General features: G+C 49.7%; 21 protein-coding genes. All 21 read right to left on the reverse strand.

Features of this window, described 5'->3' with window-relative positions:
• Positions 1-2: 2 nt before the first annotated feature.
• The 21 genes from ACMHXI_RS05655 to ACMHXI_RS05755 all read right to left on the reverse strand — a co-directional run bounded on the left by ACMHXI_RS05655 (position 3) and on the right by ACMHXI_RS05755 (position 16,244).
• The gene (locus ACMHXI_RS05655; protein WP_413734267.1) at positions 3-932 is read right to left on the reverse strand and encodes a hypothetical protein; all 930 of its coding nucleotides are present in this window, start codon (positions 930-932) and stop codon (positions 3-5) included.
• Positions 933-934: 2 nt separating this feature from the next.
• Entirely contained in the window at positions 935-1,420 is a 486-nt protein-coding gene (locus tag ACMHXI_RS05660) for a hypothetical protein (protein ID WP_413734269.1), read from the reverse strand.
• Positions 1,420-2,067 (reverse strand): hypothetical protein, encoded by a 648-nt coding sequence (locus ACMHXI_RS05665; protein ID WP_368880696.1) that lies wholly within the window; start codon positions 2,065-2,067, stop codon positions 1,420-1,422. Before ACMHXI_RS05665 ends, ACMHXI_RS05660 begins: the two co-directional genes overlap by 1 nt.
• Positions 2,068-2,075: 8 nt before the next feature.
• Positions 2,076-3,623, reverse strand: a complete 1,548-nt coding sequence (locus tag ACMHXI_RS05670; protein ID WP_413734271.1) for a hypothetical protein — start codon at positions 3,621-3,623, stop codon at positions 2,076-2,078.
• A 41-nt stretch (positions 3,624-3,664) separates the two neighbouring features.
• Positions 3,665-4,291: a hypothetical protein gene (locus ACMHXI_RS05675; protein WP_413734273.1), complete on the reverse strand. Its 627-nt coding sequence runs from the start codon at positions 4,289-4,291 to the stop codon at positions 3,665-3,667.
• Positions 4,291-4,797 (reverse strand): hypothetical protein, encoded by a 507-nt coding sequence (locus ACMHXI_RS05680; RefSeq protein ID WP_144225510.1) that lies wholly within the window; start codon positions 4,795-4,797, stop codon positions 4,291-4,293. The genes ACMHXI_RS05675 and ACMHXI_RS05680 overlap by 1 nt, the downstream gene beginning before the upstream one ends.
• Before the next feature lie 68 nt (positions 4,798-4,865).
• Positions 4,866-5,876 carry a N4-gp56 family major capsid protein gene (locus tag ACMHXI_RS05685; protein WP_219031478.1) on the reverse strand — a complete coding sequence of 337 codons (1,011 nt, stop codon included), beginning with the start codon at positions 5,874-5,876 and terminating at the stop codon, positions 4,866-4,868.
• A gap of 11 nt (positions 5,877-5,887) precedes the next feature.
• The gene (locus tag ACMHXI_RS05690; RefSeq protein ID WP_413734276.1) at positions 5,888-6,856 is read right to left on the reverse strand and encodes a hypothetical protein; all 969 of its coding nucleotides are present in this window, start codon (positions 6,854-6,856) and stop codon (positions 5,888-5,890) included.
• 92 nt (positions 6,857-6,948) lie between these two features.
• A complete protein-coding gene (locus ACMHXI_RS05695; protein WP_144225507.1) occupies positions 6,949-7,131 on the reverse strand; it encodes a hypothetical protein in 183 nt (60 codons plus the stop codon).
• A gap of 3 nt (positions 7,132-7,134) precedes the next feature.
• On the reverse strand, positions 7,135-9,363 hold the full coding sequence (locus tag ACMHXI_RS05700; protein WP_413734278.1) for a hypothetical protein: 2,229 nt from the start codon (positions 9,361-9,363) through the stop codon (positions 7,135-7,137).
• Entirely contained in the window at positions 9,363-10,865 is a 1,503-nt protein-coding gene (locus tag ACMHXI_RS05705; RefSeq protein WP_129978501.1) for a terminase large subunit domain-containing protein, read from the reverse strand. The genes ACMHXI_RS05700 and ACMHXI_RS05705 overlap by 1 nt, the downstream gene beginning before the upstream one ends.
• Positions 10,866-10,871: 6 nt before the next feature.
• Entirely contained in the window at positions 10,872-11,414 is a 543-nt protein-coding gene (locus ACMHXI_RS05710; protein WP_413734280.1) for a terminase small subunit, read from the reverse strand.
• Positions 11,407-11,670 carry a holin gene (locus ACMHXI_RS05715; protein ID WP_045282901.1) on the reverse strand — a complete coding sequence of 88 codons (264 nt, stop codon included), beginning with the start codon at positions 11,668-11,670 and terminating at the stop codon, positions 11,407-11,409. The genes ACMHXI_RS05710 and ACMHXI_RS05715 overlap by 8 nt, the downstream gene beginning before the upstream one ends.
• Before the next feature lie 83 nt (positions 11,671-11,753).
• Positions 11,754-12,164, reverse strand: a complete 411-nt coding sequence (locus ACMHXI_RS05720; protein WP_413734283.1) for a hypothetical protein — start codon at positions 12,162-12,164, stop codon at positions 11,754-11,756.
• Positions 12,130-12,774 carry a lysozyme gene (locus tag ACMHXI_RS05725; protein WP_413734285.1) on the reverse strand — a complete coding sequence of 215 codons (645 nt, stop codon included), beginning with the start codon at positions 12,772-12,774 and terminating at the stop codon, positions 12,130-12,132. The genes ACMHXI_RS05720 and ACMHXI_RS05725 overlap by 35 nt, the downstream gene beginning before the upstream one ends.
• Before the next feature lie 2 nt (positions 12,775-12,776).
• Positions 12,777-13,325 carry a DUF2829 domain-containing protein gene (locus ACMHXI_RS05730; RefSeq protein WP_413734287.1) on the reverse strand — a complete coding sequence of 183 codons (549 nt, stop codon included), beginning with the start codon at positions 13,323-13,325 and terminating at the stop codon, positions 12,777-12,779.
• Positions 13,326-13,540: 215 nt separating this feature from the next.
• A complete protein-coding gene (locus ACMHXI_RS05735) occupies positions 13,541-13,912 on the reverse strand; it encodes a DUF1870 family protein (protein WP_413734289.1) in 372 nt (123 codons plus the stop codon).
• Between the two features lie 45 nt (positions 13,913-13,957).
• Complete coding sequence (locus ACMHXI_RS05740; RefSeq protein ID WP_413734291.1) at positions 13,958-14,266, reverse strand: hypothetical protein; 309 nt, start codon at positions 14,264-14,266, stop codon at positions 13,958-13,960.
• 291 nt (positions 14,267-14,557) lie between these two features.
• Positions 14,558-15,151, reverse strand: a complete 594-nt coding sequence (locus tag ACMHXI_RS05745; protein WP_413734293.1) for a hypothetical protein — start codon at positions 15,149-15,151, stop codon at positions 14,558-14,560.
• An 84-nt stretch (positions 15,152-15,235) separates the two neighbouring features.
• Positions 15,236-15,802, reverse strand: coding sequence for a single-stranded DNA-binding protein (gene ssb / locus ACMHXI_RS05750; RefSeq protein ID WP_407829357.1), 567 nt, complete (start codon positions 15,800-15,802; stop codon positions 15,236-15,238).
• Positions 15,803-15,812: 10 nt separating this feature from the next.
• Positions 15,813-16,244 carry a hypothetical protein gene (locus tag ACMHXI_RS05755; protein WP_413734295.1) on the reverse strand — a complete coding sequence of 144 codons (432 nt, stop codon included), beginning with the start codon at positions 16,242-16,244 and terminating at the stop codon, positions 15,813-15,815.
• Positions 16,245-16,308 lie beyond the last annotated feature (64 nt).

Raw genomic sequence — 16,308 nt, forward strand, 5'->3', positions numbered from 1 at the left:
AGTTAACCTCTAGACAAAACCAAGTCAAAAGTTATGGAATATGCAATAGTATTATCCTTAGGCAATGGTGGGGTTAAGGTAATTAACGACTTGGCATATAAAGATGAACCAACCCCTATTGCCCCTATAGAAGCGTTATTTGGTAAGTTAACATTGGCTGCTATTGATACTGTCATCCTACTAATAAGCGACACATTAGAGACAAATATATTTTGAGCACTAGCAGGAATCTTTATGCTGTTTTCAATTTCAACGTTACCAGGGATAGAGTAAGGTGGTGATTCATTACCTTTTCCAGTTCCGATATGAATATTGTTAATGTTTGACACATTGTTCACCAGGGGGATGAAACCACTTATTACATTACCAAAATATGAGTCAGAATTGCCTCTCGAATAATAGTCCAATTGATGATCAGTGCCACCAACATTAATCACACCTAAATCTTGGTGCTGATCAATTGTATATATAAGATAATGCTTTACTGTTATTTGATCAGACTGTGTTGCTGTAATTGTTGTTGGCTGTCCATCAACATCTTTAATAAGAGACTTGATTTTTAGATTGGTTCCTGAAGAAAGATTGCTTGAGTTTGCCAATCCAATGCATGACATATTACCAACTATAGCACCTGCAGCAAAAACTGACGTTCTAGTGTGAGTCACGATAGTTTTTGAGTTGACCGTATCAAACTCAACGATATGTTCCGGTGAAGATAAAACCTCATGACCTAAGGAGTTTATAGTTGTGTCTTCTGCGTTAACAACTGAGTCAGTACCAACAGCCAGATACGATAAACTCGCTGTTGCTTCTTTGAAGAAGTTATTAAGCAACATATTCTCAAATTTGTAGTTATCCTTCTTACCATCTGCGCGAGTAACGCAAATCTCAAATTTACCTTTAACTTCAGCTTTAATCTCAAGTGCATTCATAATCATTCAACCATAATTAATAAAGAGGCTGTGCTATAAACCATGTCATCTAATGGCTCAGGATATATAGCGTCATACCTAGAAACAGAGAGAGAAGCACCACTAGACACTTCATCAACTAGCACCCCGTTACTAGGCTTATTAATTAGACCATCACCAACAGTCTTTGTGTAAAATGCGGTAACATACAGCTCACCGCTATTAGCAATAAAATCACTTGCCTCAGGTTTATTTGTGACAAGCCTTTCAATAAACATTGAAGCTGATATGTTAATCGAGTCATTATTTTCAATGTTAATAGGGTTGATGTACGTCGCATATATCGATAATGCACAAGAGCTAATAAATGAATCTTTATATGCAGCTATCGGTGAGTATAAAGTACTTTTTAACACCTGATCTCGATAGTACAAACGAACTCGTCTTTTTGTTAATCCACCAGCCAATACCGCCAGCAGTGCCTGGGCCTGAGTCATTCGTTCAGCCATTACGGCACCACAACATCAGCCGGGTAAACATCACCCACCAAAAACCACACTGTTTCGCTTATGCTGATCAGGGCTACAGCAGAGTTTTCACCGTATGCCCTAAGGATGCCGCTGGAAAGGATGGTAACCCCTTCGGTTTCGCTGCCTTGAAACCATAGTTCCGCGCCACTCTTGTTAGCGAAGAAGATGATTGACCCGGGTGCCACAGTGGGATCACCGGCAATAGCTCTAATTGAGCGGCCTACTGTGACCAGTATTTTGCTCTGTGCTTCAGTAGGGTTGTCTGGCACCAGGTATTCGCAGTTTATCCACTGGCTGTGGTTTGAGCCTGAAACAGCTATCGCGTTTGAACTGTTACTGACAATGGCCACTTCATGATCTGCTTGCAATAGAAGTGCTGTCGCCGGCAACAAATCCATATCACCCTGCTTGTTGATATAGAGCAGGCTGTCTGTATATGGCTGCAAGGGGATCTCTGTTTCACCAACAAAGTTACTTGGCAGCTTTATCGCAAAGCCGTTTATCTGCGCGGTAATCTGCTGCAGGTTCGCAGATATCCCGCCAAGCTTTGTATTCATTGGGGTGGCACGTATCGTAGTGCCTTGAATGAAAGGGCTGTTGTCTTGCCAGTATGGAAGCGGTGGCATATAGCTCCTTAGCGCCTGCGGCTGACTGGTTTACTGTGCAAAAATAGGTTGGATAAGATGAATGGCGGGATCCGCTTTGACGTTGTTTCCAGGTAAATGGCTATGTTCCGCGATACCCCACTGATATACATATCAGCCCAGCTGGTAGAGCTGCCGCCCCAAGTCGCATTGTCCCACTCTGACAAATCCCATTTACTGCCTGAGCCGATAATCACTTCACTGTCAGGAATATCTGGGCTCATAAAGTCAAAGAATGCCGCGGCCGACATGACTACCTCTGTCACGCTGTCGCACTCGATTACAAGCTTGTGCCACTTCTTCCTGGCCTCAGGGCTGCCGAAGTTAATAAATGTGGTTAACAGGTAACTCGAGTATTCGGCACCATCGAATGAAGTTCCCCGATCAAGTTGGTACACATACCCGTCTTGGCCGCCGGCGAATACCGCTTCTTTCCCCTCCAGATCCTCACCGCCAAACCCGCATGAAAACGGCTTGCCGTAATTGACCTGGGTATACTGTGGCGCCCCATCCGGTGAAAAAGTGGTAAACAAGCAACTGCCATCGCCGAAAAGTAGCCGATACTGGTTTTTTGACTTTACCGCCAAGCTCGATACTTCCCTGCCGGCGTATTGGTCCAGTAGTGGCTTAACACCTTGGCTAATCGCCGCCTGGGCGAAGTCACCAAATTGCTGCACTCTGGCCAACATTGTCAGGCCGCGGTCATCCAGAAACAGTGTGTCACTCAGCGTTTGCGCCGTTCCCATGCGCATGCCGACCTTAGTGGACAAGCTCTTTAGTTGGAAGTCAGCCTTGCTGGTCCCATAGAGCATATAGGTTCTATTTCGGCATCCAATTGCGCATGTACTGTCAGCCTGTACCTGAAGCTCGGTAATTTCATCCCCGACGGCAAACTCTACCCCGCCATCCGTAGGGGTCCACTTGGTTGGGTCACCAACCGCACTCGCGACCAGGCTCCCGCCTGGGTAAGCCATGAGCAATACCTGGCTTGGCAGCACTTCAACCAATATCGGTGCGTCAGGAGCTATTGGCCCTGTGATTTGGGTGAAAGTGGTACCGTCAAATCTAAATGCCGGGTTTTTACCATCTACGCCAATGATCTCCATGCTGCCACTGCCGCCGCTGAAGTTGGTTTGACGCGTAAACAACCGCCCGCCAGGTGATAGTGCAGGAGTTGTGACTTCTTGCCATCCGGTTGCCGTAGCTCTATGCAGCTTGGCAGCAGCGCCACCGGCAGTATTGCGCATCGCGTAAACAATGCCGTCAAAAACAAACCCGCCAATGATAGGGCCATCTCCCGGCACACTGCCTATTGCCTCTCTCCTTAACTCAATTTCAGTTTCGAAGGCAATCAGAGAATCTTCATCAGTTGGGAAAGGGAACCCGGGAAGATCAACAATCCTCACCGCAGAAGGTGAAGGCTTTCCATCATAGCGCTCAAAGCCAGATACTCTTTGGTACCTGCCGGCAGTATTGACCTCGAAATTTACCAACTCACGGCAAGTGCCTGGTGGAGCATCGTTATCTGAGTCGGCCATGTTAAGGCCACCCCGAAGGGATATTGGCGCAGGTGTAAACATCAGAAGTTCACCTTTGGCAGCTGATCTCGGCACAGTTCCTTAAATGCCACCATATAATCAGCCGATGCCGACTGATACAGAAACTGGTCTTCTTCGAACTTGGCATATTTTACGAGCGCCGCTTTCACAACCACATCCTGATAGTCGTCTGGAATTTGGCTTTGATCATCGTTCACCAGGAGCCTAGCCGCAGACTTGAAGTAATCCACTTGTATTGGCAATGCTGAATCAGGTACCGGAAAAAACAACAACGAACCAGATGGGCTTTCAGTTACTACTTGGACGCCGGGCCCAGTGCTTATATCGCCATCGTAGTAATCCAGCCATTCATCCCAATCAACGACCTTCACACATTGACCGGAAACTTTTACCTGCTGCAAGGTGCTGAACTGACTCATATTCAGTTCTGCAAGTGTGTATTCCTGCTGAGAAGCAGACAAACTGGAGCTGTTCCTGGACCAAAGAAAGCGCCAATCGCGCCGAGCTCGCTGGACCTCAAGATCAGCTTCCTGCACCCAAGTACAGATCTTTTTCAAGACGCCGACCTGCCCGGTCACTGAGTCAGGGCCAGTACCGGACACTCCGGACTCTTCCCTGACCTTTTGGCACAGCTCCAGATATGTCATTACCGGGTCCCCTTCTCACCTTCGATGCCAAAATGCTTATCCGGATCTTCAATGTCGAAATGCGTATCGACAGTTTGGAACGGCCAGCGCTTTTTCTTGGTTTCGATGGTGACCTTCTGCCCGTTGACTTCTTTCTGCTTGTAGTTGATTTCAATAGCATTGTTCAGTACGTCGACAATCCCACAAGGCACCTTAGCTTCTTCGCCCTTGACGATCTGATACATGCGGCCATTAAAACCAACTTGGATGTAATTCATGGTCTCATCGCCATCGTCTTCTACGATGATGGTGTAATGAGAAGCCTTGGCATCGGCCTTTGGCTTTTTGTCTTCGCTGCCTGGCTTGCTCTGGTTGGTATTGCCACCGTTAAATAAGCCTGGCTTCAACTGCTCGAGTTCTTCGATAAGTTTTGGCCGGTCATCTTTGAGGTGGCTCAGGTCTTGCCCGAGGTGTTCAGCAGCAAATTTAATGAGGTTGTCGGTGCTGGTTTTCTTGTTGACATTCATCTTCACGCTCTCCGCTATGGAAATAGAAAAGGGCCCCACAAAGGAGCCCTTTTAGTCTTTGGCCTTACTTATGCCGGATTAACCTCACCGGCGACCTCGATACGGATCATCCAGGCATCGTTGAGGATTTTGGCGGTGTAGTATGTCTTCCACGCCACACTACCGTTTTGCCCCATTTCGTCACCGTGTTGCGGTGTACCTGGGTTACGCACCATCGGCTTAATCGCACCGCCCGACTCCTTGGAGCCCTTCAGTGCGATGTGACCAAACGCGCGCTGGCCCATGACCAGAACCGGATAAACATCGGCATTGGTGCCACCAGTAGACAGCGCTGTACCGCCAGCCGCACCACCGGCATCAGCCCATGGGTTAAACAGCGGTGAGCAGATGAAGCGAATGTCTTCAACACTGCCGATCTCTTCTTGGCAGAGTGGCTGCCGGCTGCCGTATTCGGCTACCGGAGTAAAGCCAGGGATCTTGCGGATTGAGCCAACGATATCCGTATGGCAAATAGCCACAAATGCTGCTTCAATCGGCTTGGTCGAGATATTCACGCTTGGACCCAGAATTGAAGTCAGGCGCTTGGCACGTTGCGCCATAAGCGAACGAGACGCCAGGCGCACATGTGACAATCCCAGGGGGGCGTTCACAGCGTTCCGTGCTGCACCGTTGGCGTAGATCACGTTGGTACCGGCAATCAGCTTGCCGTAGCAAACCATTTCCACGGTTTCACCAGCCTGCTCGCCGGCCATCATGGCCATATCTTTACCGACTTCGTTTTCGTGCAGATCTTCAACTACGTCAGTCAGTGGCATCCAGTCACCGAACTGCTGAAGTTGGGCCGTTACGTCTTCGTAGCGGAAGTTAGTGCCGGCAGGACGAACACCTTCAGTAAGTGGGGTTGTCGCTGGTTGCAGCGGAATTGGTCGGCGCCACTTAACAGTATTGGAACTGTTCTTAGGCATCGGCTTGTGATCGCCGAGCTTGTTGAGCACCAGAATTGGCTCAGCATGCTCCAGCAGTTTTTTCTCGGCGTAGACACCTGCGCGCGTGCCGAGATCACCATAGTTATTAGACATGGCGTGTCTCCTTATTCAGATGTAATTTGGTTGAAAAAAGCGACGGGATCAACGTCGTCCGGTTCTGCTGACGCGCGGCTGGCGCCCTTGCGGTCAAGCTCTGCAAAATCCGAAAGACTGTTTTTGCCTTTACCGTTTGGTTGTTGTGGCTGTGCCTCAGGCGTTGCCTTGCCAAACCCGGTATCAGCCTTGAACTGGTTGAGTAAGGTGATGTTGTCACTGGCCAGATCGCTATTCGCCATCTGTTGAACGCCTGGCGACTGCATCGATAACCATTGACCAAACCGCGGATCCGCCGATGCTTGCTGGTAGTCAGGATGCGCTTGGGCCAACTGCTGATACTGAGACTGAATAAAGTCTTCGTGATCACGTTGCTCCAGTCGCTGCCTGTGTTCCTGCAAAGGCGTGAGCTGTTCGGTAAGCGGCTTTACTGCCTGTTCAAGCTTGGCGTTGATAAGGGCTGCAATTTCCGGGAACTCCTGCTCTATCTCGGCCATTGACATGCCAGAGAGTTGTTCCGCTGAAGGCGCTTGTTCTTCGCCACCCTTGTCTTTCGCCTGACCACTTTGCTGCGACTCCTTGAGCCTGCGATTCTCAGCCTCCAGCTCATTGGCTTTTCGGGTGAGTGCAGACACACGGCCGGCATTGGCTCTGTGGTCGTTTTGGAGTTGAGAAAACTGACTACGCACATGCTCTGGTACAGAGGCCCATGGATCTTCTTCATCGGCTGCAACCTGGCCTTGGTCTGTGGCCGCTGAAGTATCTTGTGCGTCTGACTTTGCCTGCTTGTCGGTTTTTCCACCCTCCTGATCCAGCCCTTTACTACCTTCTTCACCTGTGGAGTCTTTCGAGTCCTCGGCTGAGATTTCGTTAAAGAAGCTGACAGCATCCAGTTCTTCATCAGAACGGTTGTCCTGTTGATCCTGGATTTCGCTCTGTTGTTGTTGAGCGAGTTTTTCCTGCTCTTGCTTTGGGTCCATAGTGAGTGCCTCATGCAGTCAATAAAAAACCCGCTGCAAGAGCGGGTCGATGTGTAAATTGGCAAACAAAAAGCCCGGCTTAATTGCCGGGCTCAGTCTTCATTTAGTTCCAGTCGTTGCGGGTATTCTTTGAGGATCTTGTCGATTTGGTTAACTTGTCCTCTGCATATATTGGCTTGAGCTTCGGTGATCCCTATCTGCAGCAGGGTCCGAATTGCATTTTCGCGGTCTTGTTGAAGCACTTTCTTCAATCTGTTCCAACTGATATCGCTCATGCGTTACTCCAGGCCATAGTTGCCGGTATTGCCTAACTGATTCTTCATTGAGATTTCAGTCATCACCTTGTCCCACTCCAACTGCCGCTTGGCGCTGGAGTCCTGCAGCTTGGCGATCAGCTCATTCTCTTTCAGTTGCCCTGACTGCTGCAGCTTGAACAGTTCGATGCGTTCAGTGCGTTCTTGCTTTTGCAGATCAGCAGACAGCTCCATTTGCTTGATCTGCATTTGCATCTGCATCTCTGCATGCTTCTGCTGAGCATTGAAGTCTGCCAGTTTCCATTCCTGTTCAGCCTTAAACTTCACCTGCTCAACCCGCAACTGCTCTACCAGCATTGCCGAGTCTTGTGGCTGACCGCCTTGGCTTTCTTCCTGCTGTTTCTGCCAAGCCTTCAGTTCATCGTCGGAAGGGATAATGCTCGACGGTAGTTGCTGGGTCTTTGCCCACTCGCGCAATATCTGGCTGCTTTTCAGCTGCAGCACCGGAGCAAACACCGGCGAACTGCCAGCGACATTGATAAAGTTTGTCAGCGCTGCGCCTACCTGCTCTTTGATTAGCAGTGCAGAAGTGCCGCGCGCATCAACTTTAAAATCACCCTTCACAGCTGAATCGTCACTGTGAAGCATGTTGAAATGATAAAAGTCGCGGATCATTGGCGTGGTCACCCAGTCGTCCCACTGCTTAACCTGGGCCCGTCTGACAGTGTTGGCAGCATTCATCAACATGGACATGCCGCCGAGCGTTTGAGTTGACTGACCTTGCTCGCCATGCTGCAGCATCGGCACGCCAGATACTTCATCAATCATTACCCGGTTGGTTTGCAGAATTAGATTCAGATCCTGAAGGTGACTGGGCACATCAAAGGTACTGAATGCCGCCTTAATGTCCGAAAACTGCCCTTCCACATTCCACACTTTCCAAGGCCTGATTTTCCAATCGTTGTCCTGGGGGGTTACTGCGTTCTTGTTTACGCCAAGCTGGGGACCTGAAGATATGGCGCCGTTATCGAGCATCATTCTCCAGATGCTGTTATAGCTGGACTGCTCATCGTGAATGATCCTGGGGATCCCGAAGCCGAAGATGCTTGAATCATCTTCCTCCCAATTGAACACCACATAAGGCAATCCCTTATCGTGGTCCATCATTGACAACCTGGCGCCGAGGACAATGCCACCGCAATAGAACACAACGGCGTCAATTTCTTCCTCGCTATAACCTGTCAGGATCCCGTTGTCATCAGCATCAAGTGGAATGATGCCAACCTGCTGCAGAACGGATTTAGGTACAGGGCCATGGTATTCCCAGGTTTCATACCTGGTGTCGTTGATTTGGTCAGACAGCCCGGCCAACTGCCTCACATCATCCTGATAAGTCGACCTGTGCTGAGTCTGGTTGCCGGTCATGGCCAGCACCTTCTTTATCTGCTCGTCAGGGAATCCTCGACGCCCTTTTAGGCTCCTGATTTGGCGCTTGCTCATATAGCGGCGCTCGAACACAAACTCAGCTTCTTCGATACTCGCCGCCGACATGTCAGGGTAGAAGTCCCATGGCCTCACCAATTCAACGCACGGCACGAACTCTTCTTTAATAACCAGCACATGCTCGCCGTCTTTTTTTATAAAGGCTTTCTGTCTGTCTTTTCTGACAACTGGGCCCTTTAGAATGCCGGTGCCGATGATCCCGGCATCACGCAGCATTTGACGACACTTTGCGTTGTACTGAGTTTCAACCAACTGGTCATCAATCAGCTTTGCCATTTTTTCGGCAGCCGCCTTTGCCAGTTCCTCTTTGCGGTTCGCTACGTCGGCTTCGGTGACAATGTTCCCTTCGCCGTCTTGATACATGGTGTCACCCAGCTTGAATGGCTTATCACCATTGGCCAGCATGTCTACCAAGGTCGGGTTGGGTGTGGGGGATATTCCCCAGTTCTTATCGTCATTGGGGAACAGCAGATCAACCAACTGCGCTATGCCGGCATTTGTCTTTGAGCGGGTCAGCTTGATAAATACCCTGGACCTATCTGCTTCCTTCAGATTTTTCTCAGTCTCAGGATCGTACTCGCCATAGTACATACGCAGGTCTTCAACCATACGCAGATCCGTTCTGCCACGGTCATAGATGGCTTCAGCGAGTTTACGCTCCAGCTCAATTGCCAAAACGTCGATACGGTCCTTGTCGTCATAATCATGTCCGTATTGCTTTGGCTTCGGCCCGTTGCGCTGCTCAGTCATTAATAACCCGCCTTGCTGTCTGCTGCCCTAGTCTGTGCTGTGGTCTGATAAAGTTGGTCTGTGCGTTCATAGTCGATTTCACCCTGGGCACCTTGTGCCAAGTACTGCAATGCGTCATGTGGGTGTGAATATCGGTTCTTGTCAGCTTCGGAGTGATATCGCTCGTCACCTGATACCTTTAGGCGCCGGAAGTGGTAGCCGCTGATGAAACCTTTGCGGATCACCTTACAAACAGGACTCAGTTCAAATGCTGGCGCACCGTCGATATCACCGTTAAGGAAGAACCTCACGGCCTCCCATCGGTGTTCTGGTTTGTTGCTGCTTGTTGAATAGGCGCGGATCTTGAATTCCCGGTTAATGATTTCAATCGGGCTGTTTTCATCGTTGCCAGACTTTGCCCAACCTGACGGATCACAGTAGCCTTCCATTTCCGCTTTTGTGTAAGCCGGGAAGTCCTTTCTGAGCTGGGGGATAAGCTCCTTCATAAACTTACGGATGCCCATGTCTTCACTGATGTACTCTTTGAGCACTCTCAGCTTATGCTGCACTGTCAGTTGTCCAACAATGCAAGCCGGGGTTCGGCCGAAGTCGAACCCAAGCAGCAGTTTTCCATGGGACTTGATTGGCAGCGTTGGATTGCGGGCCACATGGATTGGGTCCTTGTAGCTGCCACGGTAAATAGGCTTTCCAGTGACTATCGTTCCGTAGTCGTTGGCCAAGTTGACGCGGATCCAGTCGTCATCCTTACCCTGGATCATTCGGATGTAATAGCCGTCTGGCAGGTTGTTTAAATTCTCTGCCTCAGGGTTAGGCCGCCAAATAGAATAGGCAGCCTCCCCTTTTCCGATAACTTCTTCGGTTACGCCCCCGGGCTGACGCAGGAATACCCAGCCCTCTGGCTTCGTTTCCTCTGCCAGCTTGTAATACCAGTGATCATCGTCTGGGGCGTTGGTATCCCCAATCATTCCATGCCAATAATCAGAGACTTCGGCATTGCTTGGGTATCGACCATGCCGGCCATCGCACATGTCAACGATCGGCTTTGAAAGTTCCTTGACTTCGTTTAGCCAAAACCCGGTAGCCTGGAACCCCCTCAGCTTCCTCACTGAGTCGGGCCTGTCCAAAGCGAAGAACACCAGCTCGGCCAGCACTCTGGTGCCGTCTTCCAGGTCAAAGTCCAGATAGTGAGTTGGCGGCGAGTCCATCACCAGCCGACCTAAAATAACTTCCTCGTTGTGGTATAGGTCGCACCAGTCTTTAATTGTGGTGTTTTTTAAGTCGGTGTAGGTATTTCGCACCGCCGCCCAGCGTGACTTTCTCACGCCATTTGCATTGGGCGTTTGTTCGCACATCTGGTCAAAGACCCGCATGGCTGAACAATACGTTTTACCAGAGCCGATAGGCCCCATGATCATTGTTACGCGGTCGCGAAGCTCCATATACTGGCGCAGCACTTCGCCCTGGGGCTTAACCCAGAATTCAATTTCCTGTTGCTGTGCCACACCGGATCAGCCCTTTACGCCATCGTACCGACGAATAACCTTGGGCCTTTCTGCAACCTCCACCTTATCTGTCCACATTTTCTTGTGCTTACCGAGCAGCTCAAGTGCAGCGACCTTATTCCACTGCTTAAACTTCTTGGTAAACCCTATTTGTTCCCGGTCCTCTCCCTGCCCCTCAAACAACTCATCAACTTCAAGCCCTGACAATGCTCTGCGGCAATGCTGTGGCCACTCCTTGAACGGTTTAAGACTGCCATCTTCATTAAAGATCGGCGCCATGTCGGCAAAAGCGACCATTGCGAGCTCACGAATGATCCGCTCGGAGGACACGCCTGCTTCTTCAAATGACTTGTTGATATGCCAATCGATAGCTTCTCTGACATGAGTCCGGTTATATGTGATATAGCCAACCTTCGCCGGTTCCTTTGACTTTGAGCCAGCTTTGACAGCAGCTTCTTTCTTGCTCGACAGCTCGACATAGGCAGCAATAAAGCGACGCTCGAAGTCTGTATATTTGTGGATACTCCAGTCGAATTGAGACTTACTCATTGCTCAACTCTTTGGCTAGCTTAGCTTTGGCTAGTTCAGTCTCAACGCGCGTCAACTCTGACTCCCTGCGCTCCCTGCGCCACTGATATAACCAGTTGATGATAAACGTCAAAAACGCCAGCAATAAGCCACCCCATAGCGCCAATTCATTCACGGTAAATGCGCCTCCTGCCGCTGTTGAAATTGAAGCGCCGTAGGAAGCAGCTGCCACTACTTTTGCTGTTCCGGCCTCAGTTGCTTGTATGCTGTGATTCATTGAGTTTTCGCTCCCTCCAGTCATGCAGGCTCTGCCAACTGACATTGCAGTCATCCAGTGCCTGAATGAGTGTCATCGCGTAATTAAGCAGCTCCGGATTTTTGACTTTCCGGCCTTCGGTTTTCGGTGCTGACGGGATTTCGCAGAACGCCAGCAGTTCTTCCGGTGGAAGTACAGGCACCTGCTTTGTTACCGTCACTGTTCGCACAATCGGCTGCGTGCTCGAGCAACCTTGCAAGATCACTAGGCACATGATCAGCAGCCCAACTTCGCGTATGTTCATCGTTCGAATTCTCCAGCAGTTGTGATACCTGGGTTTTCAGTTCCGTGTATGCCTGCTCCAACTGCCGCCGGTTTTGTTCCCGCTCAATTAGCGCCGCTGCCAGCGCCTTGGCGTCACTGAGCGCCACCTGCTTTTCAAGTTCGGCAGCCTGCAGCTGTTTCGCGAGCAGATCCGCATCAAGCTGCAGCTGGGATTTCTGCAGTTCGGACAATTCGAGATTTGACTCTGCCGTATCCAGGTTGGCGTTTGCCATCGACAATGCGAAGACTAAACTCACGACGATGAGCAACAACAGGACCGTAGCCGGGCCCAATAGACGGTTTAAAGGGTTCATTGGCGTTTCCTTTCAGGTTTGATAAACACAGTGCGAGTTCTTTGGCACGACGATTAACCAGGCCATTTAGCTTTCGGCCCTTTGAGTACACCCAGCGTATAAGTTCATTGCAGGCCCCAATGTGGTCACCTGCCAGAAGCTTTTTGCGCAAAGTGGATGTGCGGAACGCCTCGGCGCCGACGTTGTAGATGAAACTTAGGTAAGCGGCATTTTCACCCTCTGTCAGGTTCACCCCGTCGGTGAGGCGCAACAGTTGGCGGTTGTATGTCGCCAGATTGTCTGCAAGCTGATTCAGGCAGTACTCCAGTGAGCGAGGTTGCCCAGGCTCCTGCCCGTCAGCCCGTTGCCCGGCGCATTCAGTAACAATGCCAACCGGGTCAACGTAGGTACCAAGCACCAATTCTTCTTGTTCCACAATAAAAACGCCGCCAGTTACGGCGGCGCCTGAAAGGCCAGCAGCGAGAAGAAAGGCGCGGATTTTGGACATGGCTATTCGCTCACAGGCTCGTTAAGCCAAACCCAATCGTTAGATAACATGTCGGTTTGTGATGCCAACCAACCGATTTGAATCTGGTTAGTAGCGGTCTTAATCGCAAGAGCTGGCTGAATAGTTGGCTCGCCAATGTACTCGCCATACCCATAATGCAGAGCATTTTGAATATCAGCTGCTTTGACCAGGTAAATAAATTGCCCTTTGCCATTCCATCCATCGCGAGAAACGCAATAACCCTTCTTTACCAACTCAAGCGCTTCGCCAAAGGTTAAGCCTGTGGTTTTCTCTGAATAGGGCTCATAGGTCTTTTCAAAGATATCCGGCTTGCATGGGTAATGTTCGCCATTGACACCAGTGATAATCCAGTCACCATCAGCAACCTTCATATTGCCTTCTAACGTTTCGATGAAATCTACGCCGCAATGTCCGCAGGCGGTATGGGCTCCCCCCTGGCGTCCATCGCAAGCACATCGCTTGAGTGCAGGATGTTCGCACGGGTATTGAACAGCCTCAATTACGACTGGCTTTTTCTTGAACTTAGGCATTGCGGGAGTCCTGTTTCTGGAGTCCAAAGAAAAGCCCCGGCGAATGCCAGGGCTCAGAAACGCAAAAGGCCACCGATGTGGTGGCCTGCTGTAGTCGGTATTAACCGCACTATGGGTCAATCTTAGTGTGGTGTTATTCTATGTCAACAGGGATTTGATGAATCAAATTCTCGATACTGCAGTTTGGAATACTGATCTCCAGGTTCAACCATGGCTCAGACTCCATCTGGTTGAACAATCTCTTGCGTTCTCCAATAATCAGCAGAGCGTTCACATAACAATGCTGCAGATACAGATTGTGCCAAACGCCACTTTAATTCGTTACCCCCGCCTCCTGCCTCCTTAAATTCATCATAGGTTTCGAAATAACGGTAATTAGGATTGGTTTCATCGAATTCAAATTGCAGCATTTCATACCTAGACAATGCCAGCATTTGCAATGTTTCTATTACATCACCAGGAACTTGACGATCCCCTTTTTCCCAGCGCTGCCATGTTCGAGGTTCACAGTCGCCTATCAACCTAGCCGCCTCGCTAACTTCGATAAACAGCAATCGTCTAAGCTGCTTTAGTTCGTGATTTGTCACAATAAAACTCCGAAAAATGGGGGCGATAAGCCCCCTAGTAGAAATCTATTTGTTAAGGGATTTACCGCGCAATCTTTCTACAAATTCATCGGTTGATAATTGTTCAAAAACATCCGGCCGTAGATAACTTGTCGCAAATTGAATTAGTGATGCTTTGTCAAACTCCATGCTCCTTTCTACAACAACACGATTTTTCAATACTTTTCTAGTCCAAGTAACCGTCTCAGTATCAGCTTTAAGCAATTCTCTAAGGTCAGTCATAGGCATTACCTGACCTTTATATTTGCCATCAACAAGAACCATGGCTGAATCGTTTATACTGTTTATGCGAGTTGCTGAGTAGAGTGTATTCATGTCAATCTCACTTTTTGAGTTGATTCGAACCCGTTCCGAACCGTTGAGTTCAGCTTGGTCGCAATCGCGACCAATTGCAAGCTTTATTTTTAAAAAGTTGTCACTTTACTGACTTAACAAGAAGCCCGGCATTTGCCAGAGCTCTCGCTATTCCGTCCGCGCTGGTTGTTGGGCAGCTTCGTATTACCTCTACGGCTTCAGATAAACAATCGTTACAATCTGGATTGCTCGATGCTGCATTCTGGCGCTTGGTTATAAACTCGAATGCTTCCCGTTCTTCAGGTGTCTCGATCATGCCGCCCACCCCTGCTGCTCTGACACCAGCCTAAGGATCCGCTTGCACTCACTGTCGGCATCACCAGCTGCCCGGTACATCCAATCAACAACCTGCGAATACTGATCGTAATACTCGGAGACAAACTGCTCTCGGCGGCCCTTGGTCATGCGCCAGTTTAGAATGCGCCCCATCATGTAGGCAAGATCATCACAGCTGAGGATGATTTGCCCCACGCCGTTACAACCATGGCAGTCAACGCGGGTCCCTTTGGTGAAATTGGTTATGTTGAACCCATTGCCATTGCACTTGGGGCAAACCTTCGTTCCGCAAACCTCATGCACAACCAGCCTGGCCAATGCCGCTGCTTCGCTCGACTCTCGGCCCTCGCCTATCAGTTTGTCCTTCACAATCTCGCGAAGCTCCAAAGACGCGCCCTTGTTCCCGGCAATTCGCGCCTCCAGAATTCTGACTCCGACCGGGCATGTTTTCATGGCCTGGGCAATAACACCGGCAGCATCTTCAGCGCTGAATACACCACGGCCGTTTATCGGCTCAAGTGATATCGCTTTCTGAGCTGTCAGGGTGAACAGTCTTTCTATGGAAATCATCTGCGGCTCCTAACTCTAATCAAATCCAACACTTCAAATCAGTGCGCCACAATAAAAACCATCGGCGCATCAATGCCTTATCCTTCAAAATGGAATATCATCATCCCAACCATCATCAAGGTCAGGCGTATACGACTGCTGTTTAGGTGGTGCCGATTGCTGCTTTTGATGGCTTTTAGCGGGCTGATATTGCCCTTGGTTAGCGGTATTTTGCTGTTGTGGAGCACGATACTGCTGCTGGTGCGCCGGGTCCTGGTAGCCACCACGTCCTTGCGCGTTCTTCTGGACATTAGCAGGCATTCCATCTTTGCGTCCCAGCATCTGCATGGTGCCGCCCATATCAATAACCACTTCTGTGGTGTACTTATCCTGACCGCTCTGGTCTTGCCACTTACGGGTCTGCAGCTTGCCTTCCAGGTACACTTGCGAACCTTTGCGCAGGTACTCACCGGCAATTTCAGCGAGTTTCCCGTACATAACAACCCTGTGCCACTCGGTACGCTCTTGCTGTTGGCCCTGTTGGTCCTTCCATGACTCACTGGTGGCCACGGTGATATTTGCCACAGCGTTGCCGTTGGGCATGTAGCGCACCTCTGGATCCTGCCCCAGATTGCCAACCAGAATGACTTTGTTTACTCCACGTGCTGCCATGACTACCCCCTCATCCAAATAGCGCGATTAATGCAGCATCGCGGGTATCTTCGTTGCTTCTGCCGTTCCAACCAGTGAGCTTGTTGAAATAGGCGCTGTTTGTTTTCGCTTGTTTAACCGGCCCACGCAGTGGCTTAACCAGAATGACGTTTATGCCTTTGCTATTGAGCAAATCCTTAATGTGCGTTGCCGTTGCTTTTACCTGCCCGACGTTCTGGCTTATTTTGCGCATAACGAGGTAGTTTGTGCCCGGGCGCTTCTTGACGCTTTTCCAAAGATTGACGTCTTCAAGTTTCACAACCACATCGTTATCAGCTGCCAGCGCCGTGATGAACTCAATCAGTTCAACAAATGGCATCTTCTTCAGCTCTGCGATTTTGTTTCTGTTAACGATAGCCAAACCACTGGCTTCCAAATCGGGATCAATGCCTACGACTAACATTGTTCAATTCCTCCTGTATTCAGACGCAACGCGATGCAGGTATTCATTCGCTGCACGCCGTTGC

This window comes from Shewanella sp. BJSY2023SW005 (assembly GCF_047314585.1).
GTDB classification, from domain to species: domain Bacteria; phylum Pseudomonadota; class Gammaproteobacteria; order Enterobacterales; family Shewanellaceae; genus Shewanella; species Shewanella algae.

Coding starts and splice junctions, on each gene's coding strand:
- ACMHXI_RS05655 (WP_413734267.1), bottom strand. CDS start 932: ATGAATGCACTTGAGATTAAAGCTGAAGTTAAAGGTAAATTTGAGATT.
- ACMHXI_RS05660 (WP_413734269.1), bottom strand. CDS start 1,420: ATGGCTGAACGAATGACTCAGGCCCAGGCACTGCTGGCGGTATTGGCT.
- ACMHXI_RS05665 (WP_368880696.1), bottom strand. CDS start 2,067: ATGCCACCGCTTCCATACTGGCAAGACAACAGCCCTTTCATTCAAGGC.
- ACMHXI_RS05670 (WP_413734271.1), bottom strand. CDS start 3,623: ATGGCCGACTCAGATAACGATGCTCCACCAGGCACTTGCCGTGAGTTG.
- ACMHXI_RS05675 (WP_413734273.1), bottom strand. CDS start 4,291: ATGACATATCTGGAGCTGTGCCAAAAGGTCAGGGAAGAGTCCGGAGTG.
- ACMHXI_RS05680 (WP_144225510.1), bottom strand. CDS start 4,797: ATGAATGTCAACAAGAAAACCAGCACCGACAACCTCATTAAATTTGCT.
- ACMHXI_RS05685 (WP_219031478.1), bottom strand. CDS start 5,876: ATGTCTAATAACTATGGTGATCTCGGCACGCGCGCAGGTGTCTACGCC.
- ACMHXI_RS05690 (WP_413734276.1), bottom strand. CDS start 6,856: ATGGACCCAAAGCAAGAGCAGGAAAAACTCGCTCAACAACAACAGAGC.
- ACMHXI_RS05695 (WP_144225507.1), bottom strand. CDS start 7,131: ATGAGCGATATCAGTTGGAACAGATTGAAGAAAGTGCTTCAACAAGAC.
- ACMHXI_RS05700 (WP_413734278.1), bottom strand. CDS start 9,363: ATGACTGAGCAGCGCAACGGGCCGAAGCCAAAGCAATACGGACATGAT.
- ACMHXI_RS05710 (WP_413734280.1), bottom strand. CDS start 11,414: ATGAGTAAGTCTCAATTCGACTGGAGTATCCACAAATATACAGACTTC.
- ACMHXI_RS05715 (WP_045282901.1), bottom strand. CDS start 11,670: ATGAATCACAGCATACAAGCAACTGAGGCCGGAACAGCAAAAGTAGTG.
- ACMHXI_RS05725 (WP_413734285.1), bottom strand. CDS start 12,774: ATGTCCAAAATCCGCGCCTTTCTTCTCGCTGCTGGCCTTTCAGGCGCC.
- ACMHXI_RS05730 (WP_413734287.1), bottom strand. CDS start 13,325: ATGCCTAAGTTCAAGAAAAAGCCAGTCGTAATTGAGGCTGTTCAATAC.
- ACMHXI_RS05740 (WP_413734291.1), bottom strand. CDS start 14,266: ATGAATACACTCTACTCAGCAACTCGCATAAACAGTATAAACGATTCA.
- ACMHXI_RS05745 (WP_413734293.1), bottom strand. CDS start 15,151: ATGATTTCCATAGAAAGACTGTTCACCCTGACAGCTCAGAAAGCGATA.
- ssb (WP_407829357.1), bottom strand. CDS start 15,802: ATGGCAGCACGTGGAGTAAACAAAGTCATTCTGGTTGGCAATCTGGGG.
- ACMHXI_RS05755 (WP_413734295.1), bottom strand. CDS start 16,244: ATGTTAGTCGTAGGCATTGATCCCGATTTGGAAGCCAGTGGTTTGGCT.